Raw genomic sequence first — 4,689 nt, forward strand, 5'->3', positions numbered from 1 at the left:
CCCCAGCAGCCGGCCTACGCGGTGCGCGGCAACGCGGCGCTCGCGGTCGCTTCCGCCGCCCCCGCGATGGAGCCCCGCGCCGCCGCGATCGTGGCGCCCCCCGTGCGTCTGGTGGAGACCCGCCCGGCGGCGGCTCCTGAGAACGTCACCATCATGGACCTGCGCGAGAACATGTGCCGCTGGCCGCTGGGCGACCCCAGCCAGCCGGACTTCCGCTTCTGCGGCTCGCGCACCACGCCGGGCAGCGCCTATTGCGCCTGCCACTCGGCCATCGCCTACCAGCCCGCCAACGACCGCCGCCGCGATCGCCGTCCGAGCATCCCGACGCACTGACGCCCGGCGGCCGGCTCGCCGGCGACGGATCACAGGTTTCAACGGGCCGGCGGCGACGCCGGCCCGTTTCGTTTGCGGTGGCGAAGGATGGGGGAGGGCGGCGGCGCATCTTCCTTGTCCCGGCCTCCGAGCCGGGACCCAGAGACGTCGGCGTCTGGGATATGGGCGCTTTGGCCGTCGCGCTTCTTTCTGAAAGCTCAGAGTGTCTGGGTCCCGGCTCAAGGCCGGGACAAGGGAGTGGGCTCACGCCCGAGACCGGCTCGGGCGTGATGGGCGTTTCCGCCCCTCAGACCGTCTCCAGCGCGCGGACGATGTCCTCGATCAGGTCGTCCGCGTCCTCGAGCCCGACCGACAGCCGCAGCGTGGCGTCGACGATGCCCATTTCGGCGCGGGACTCCGGCGACAGGCGCTGGTGGGTGGTGGTGGACGGATGGGTCAGGATCGACTTGGCGTCGCCGAGATTGTTGGAGATTTTCACGATCTCCAGCGCGTTGCCGAAGCGGAAGGCGGCGGCCTTGTCGCCCTCGACACGGAACGCGATCAGCGTGCCGCCGCCCGTCATCTGCCTGGCGATCAGCTCCGCCTGCGGGTGGTCCGCCCGGCCGCAATAGGTCAGCTTCGCGATCTTCGGGTGCTCGGCGAGAACGTCCGCGATCCGTCCCGCGGTCGCCTGCGCCCGCTCCACCCGCAGCGGCAGCGTCTCGAGCCCTTTGGCGAGGGTCCAGGCGTTGAACGGCGACAGCGAGGGGCCGGTCTGCCGCAGGAAGGTGTGCAGATGGTCCATGACGAATTTTTCGGAGCCGAGGATCATGCCGCCCAGCACCCGGCCCTGGCCGTCGATGTGCTTGGTGGCGGAATAGATCACCACGTCGGCGCCGAGCGCGAGCGGCTTCTGCAGGATCGGGGTGGCGAACACGTTGTCCACCACCAGCCGCGCCCCGGCGTCGTGGGCGATCGCCGCGATCGCCGCGATGTCGTAGACCTCGAGCGTCGGGTTGGTCGGGCTCTCCAGGAACAGCACCTTGGTCTCCGGCCGGATGGCCGCGCGCCACTGGGCGAGATCGGCGCCGTCCACCAGCGTGGAGGCGATGCCGAAGCGGGGACACAGATCTTCCACCACGTAGCGGCAGGAGCCGAACAGCGCCTTGGCCGCCACCACGTGGTCGCCGGCGTTGAGCTGACACAGCATGGCGGCCGTCACCGCCGCCATGCCGCTCGCGGTGGCGCGCCCGGCCTCGGCGCCTTCGAGCGCGATCATGCGCTTCTCGAAGGTGGCGACGGTCGGGTTGGAGAAGCGGGAGTAGATGAAGCCCGGGTCGCGCCCGTCGAAGCGGGCTTCGGCCGCCTCCATGGTGTCGTAGGCGAAGCCCGAGGTGAGGAACATGGCCTCGGACATCTCGCCGAAGCCGGAGCGGGCCTCGGCCTCGTGGATCAGCAGGGTGGCGGGCGACAGCGCCCGGTCGGCGGGAAGGGGGCGACGGCTCATCGGACGATGCGACCTCGAAACGGGCCGGGTCGCACGGGCGATCCGCTGACGGGGTCAGGGCTCAAGCGCGCAATCCGGCCTTTTAGCGGGTTGTTTTAACGTGGCTGCAAGCCGGCCGGCCCAAGGAACCACGGAAACGATCCCTAGACCCCATGCCGCCTTGCGTCAACGCCGCGTTCGCGTAAACGAACGGAACGGGCGCAAAGAGCAGCCGCCCGCGGCGGCGGGGCTTCAGAGGAGCCGAACGAGATGAGCCAGGGCGGCATCCTTCCGAGCCAGGAGATCGAGCGGCTGATCGCGACCGGCGCGATCCGGCTGGAGCGTCCGGCCGCGGCCGACCAGGCCCAGCCGGCGAGCCTCGACCTCCGGCTCGGCGCGGTGGTGCACCGGGTGCGGGCGAGCTTCCTGCCGGGCGCCGGGCGCACCGTGGCGGAGCGGCTCGCGGAACTCACGCTCCACACCATCGACCTGACCGCCGGCGCGGTGCTGGAGACGGGCTGCGTCTACATCGCGCCGCTGATGGAGAGCCTCGACCTGCCGGCGGACGTCGCGGGCGCCACCAACCCCAAAAGCTCCACCGGCCGGCTCGACGTGTTCACCCGCGTGATCGCCGACGGCGCCCGCGCCTTCGACGTGGTTCCGGCCGGCTATCGCGGCGCGCTGTTCGCCGAGATCAGCCCGCGCACCTTCCCCGTGCTGGTGCGCGCCGGCTCGCGGCTGTCGCAGCTTCGCCTCCGGCGGGGCGAGCCCCGGCTGAACGACGCGGAGCTTCAGGCGCTGCAGGCGCGCGAGCGGCTGATCGACACCGAGACCGCCGACATCAAGGGGGGCGTCGCCGTGACGGTGGACCTCGACGGCGGCGCGGACGGCGTGGTGGGCTGGCGCGCCAAGCGCCACACCGGCGTGGTGGACATGGACCGCCCGGGCGCCCACGAGGTGGCCGACTTCTGGGAGCCGGTGCGGGCCGGGCGGTCGGGCCTCGTGCTGGATCCCGGCCAGTTTTACATCCTCGCCTCCCGCGAGGCGGTCTCCGCCCCGCCGGACCACGCCGCCGAGATGACGCCGTTCGATCCGCTGGTGGGCGAGTTCCGGGTGCATTACGCCGGCTTCTTCGACCCCGGGTTCGGCCACGCGCAAGGCCGCGGCGTCGGCGCCCGCGCGGTGCTGGAGGTGCGCAGCCACGAGGTGCCCTTCATCCTCGAACACGGCCAGACGGTCGGCCGCCTTGTCTACGAGCGCATGTCCGAGCGCCCCAGGACCCTCTACGGCGAACTCGCGACCTCCAACTATCAGGGCCAGGGCCTGAAGCTCTCAAAGCACTTCCGCGCGCCGTAACGCGCGCGGTTCCCGTCGCGCGACAGGCGGCGCTTCCGCCAGATCGGCGAACCCGCCGTCGGGCGACCGCTCCCGTGCGGCGCGGCGCTTCCGACGTGGCCGACGCCCTGACGCGACAGGCCGCCCGTCGCCTTCTCTTTTGCGACCGTCGATCACTCGCCGACATGCCGGGTTCGGCCCGGACGGGGACGCCTCGGTGGCTCCACTTGGAGCCAGACCGGAGGGTTGCAAAGCCATGCCTGCAAATGCAGTAAATCTATAGACAGAATTTGATTTACGTGGGCGGCGGGGATGGTTTCCGTGCGCCCGTCAGGATCGGCCTCAGCGCGCGGGTTGCGCCGGAACGGATGTGAGACGTGGACGCCTCGCTGTTGTCATCCGCTGGAAACGAACGGGGCGCCTTCTCTCTCGTGGGCGCGACGGCCCGCGCCGTGGGCACCAGGCAGTTCGAAAGCCGTCTGCTTGATCTGGTGGGGCGGCTGGTGTCCCATGACTATCTCTGGATCGTTCGCTACGCCTCGGCCGATGAAACGCATGTCTTCGAAACCCGCCTGATCGATCAGGAGATCGTCGAGGACTACAACCGGCTGTTCCAGTTCGACGATCCGTTCGGGCGTTACTGGCGCAGCAGCCGCGTTCCGGGCGTCGTGGTGTCGCGGCAGGCGATGGACGACTCCGCGGCGTGCCGGCGCTACCAGCGCGAGTTCCAGCGCCGCGCGGACATCAGCGACGAGAGCGGCATCCTGCTGCCGCTGCCCGGAGGCGCCGCCCTCGGCCTGTTCGTGGAAAGCCGGACGCGGTTCCTCAACCGGCAGCTCGAGACGCTGAACGCGATCGCGCCCATGATCGAGGGGCTCGGTTACGCCCATGTGGCCGGGCTCCTCGCCGGCCGCGACGACGCGGACGACACGGCCGTCGATCTGATCCGGCCGAACCTCATTCTCGATCGCTCCGGGGCGGTGGTGCACAAGTCCGCGGCCTGGGAGGAGGCGGAAGGTCTCGCGCCCGATCTGCGTGACGTCCTTCGGGGGCTCGTCCCCGGCCAGACGGGCGCGATCCGCGGCGAGCGCTACGCGCTGACGATCGACGGGCTCGACGACGCGTTCACGGTCGCTCCGGGCGGCTCGATCCTGACCCTGAACTGGCGCGACGATCCCGCGCTTGCGATCCCGGCGGAGTGTCCGCCGGCCGCCGAGCGGCCGTTGCTCACGCGCCTCGAGCAGAACGTGCTGCACCTCATCCTTCAGACGAAGTCGTCCGGCGAGATCGCCGGCGAGCTGAAGATCAGCAAGACCACGGTCAAGAAATACAAGATCCGCCTGTACCGCAAGTTCGGCGTCAATTCGGAGCGTCAGCTTCTGTCGCGCCTGCGGCGCCATCAGGACGTCTGACCTCAACGCCGTCCCGCACGCCGGAGCGCGCCCGCCTTTTCTCCACGAGGAGCCGTAATCCCATGACTTCCCCCTCGCCGTCATCGCCCATCCGCTTCGCCTACTGGGTCCCGAACGTGTCCGGGGGTCTGGTGATCTCCACCA

Annotated in this window: 4 protein-coding genes and 1 riboswitch; of the genes, 3 read left to right on the forward strand and 1 reads right to left on the reverse strand. The window is 70.4% G+C overall.

Going from position 1 to position 4,689, the window contains the following annotated elements; translation table 11 throughout:
• Positions 1-333 (forward strand): GcrA family cell cycle regulator (locus ACFQ4O_RS15360; RefSeq protein WP_378776876.1); only part of this gene is annotated, 333 nt, incomplete at its 5' end.
• 286 nt (positions 334-619) lie between these two features.
• On the opposite strand, the gene ACFQ4O_RS15365 is transcribed toward ACFQ4O_RS15360, so the two are convergent.
• The gene (locus tag ACFQ4O_RS15365) at positions 620-1,819 is read right to left on the reverse strand and encodes an O-succinylhomoserine sulfhydrylase (RefSeq protein ID WP_378776878.1); all 1,200 of its coding nucleotides are present in this window, start codon (positions 1,817-1,819) and stop codon (positions 620-622) included.
• A gap of 62 nt (positions 1,820-1,881) precedes the next feature.
• A riboswitch (SAM riboswitch) is annotated at positions 1,882-1,961 on the reverse strand.
• Between the two features lie 107 nt (positions 1,962-2,068).
• On the opposite strand from ACFQ4O_RS15365, the gene ACFQ4O_RS15370 reads away from it, so the two are divergent.
• Together ACFQ4O_RS15370 and ACFQ4O_RS15375 are read left to right on the forward strand one after the other, a co-directional pair.
• Entirely contained in the window at positions 2,069-3,154 is a 1,086-nt protein-coding gene (locus ACFQ4O_RS15370) for a 2'-deoxycytidine 5'-triphosphate deaminase (protein WP_378776880.1), read from the forward strand.
• 431 nt (positions 3,155-3,585) lie between these two features.
• Complete coding sequence (locus ACFQ4O_RS15375) at positions 3,586-4,545, forward strand: helix-turn-helix transcriptional regulator (RefSeq protein WP_378776882.1); 960 nt, start codon at positions 3,586-3,588, stop codon at positions 4,543-4,545.
• Positions 4,546-4,689: the final 144 nt, after the last annotated feature.

The sequence above is a fragment of the Methylopila musalis genome (genome assembly GCF_042679725.1).
GTDB lineage: Bacteria > Pseudomonadota > Alphaproteobacteria > Rhizobiales > Methylopilaceae > Methylopila > Methylopila musalis.

What these genes read in the sequence shown, in the direction of transcription:
- ACFQ4O_RS15370 (WP_378776880.1), top strand. Translation starts at nt 2,069, where the DNA reads ATGAGCCAGGGCGGCATCCTTCCGAGCCAGGAGATCGAGCGGCTGATC.
- ACFQ4O_RS15365 (WP_378776878.1), bottom strand. Translation starts at nt 1,819, where the DNA reads ATGAGCCGTCGCCCCCTTCCCGCCGACCGGGCGCTGTCGCCCGCCACC.